Origin of the sequence: Pseudoalteromonas sp. T1lg21 (assembly GCF_002964625.1) — a bacterium.
Classification (GTDB): Bacteria; Pseudomonadota; Gammaproteobacteria; order Enterobacterales; family Alteromonadaceae; genus Pseudoalteromonas; species Pseudoalteromonas gelatinilytica.
Genome location: NZ_PQBX01000052.1, coordinates 1 through 359, shown reverse-complemented (window position 1 = coordinate 359; position 359 = coordinate 1). Strand labels below are relative to the sequence as shown.

Annotated in this window: 2 tRNA genes; both read left to right on the top strand. The window is 49.6% G+C overall.

The features are described 5' to 3' along the window. Positions 1 to 8 precede the first annotated feature (8 nt). Positions 9 to 95: transfer RNA gene (locus C2M25_RS10330), tRNA-Leu, on the top strand. Between the two features lie 67 nt (positions 96 to 162). Further along, positions 163 to 238, top strand: a tRNA-Gly gene (locus C2M25_RS10325). The last annotated feature ends 121 nt before the right edge of the window (positions 239 to 359 follow it).

Below are 359 nucleotides of genomic sequence, written 5' to 3'. Positions count from 1 at the left end.
AACCCGATGCCCGGGTGGTGGAATTGGTAGACACAAGGGATTTAAAATCCCTCGCTGGTAACAGCGTGCCGGTTCAAGTCCGGCCCCGGGCACCATTTTGTGGTTAACTACAATACCAAATGTAGTTTTAAAATTATTATTTAACTCTAGAGTTAATATGATGCGGCACTAGCTCAGTTGGTAGAGCGCAACCTTGCCAAGGTTGAGGTCACGAGTTCGAGCCTCGTGTGCCGCTCCATATTAGCTTTATCCACTTGCTTTAAATAGCAAACCCGATGCCCGGGTGGTGGAATTGGTAGACACAAGGGATTTAAAATCCCTCGCTGGTAACAGCGTGCCGGTTCAAGTCCGGCCCCGGG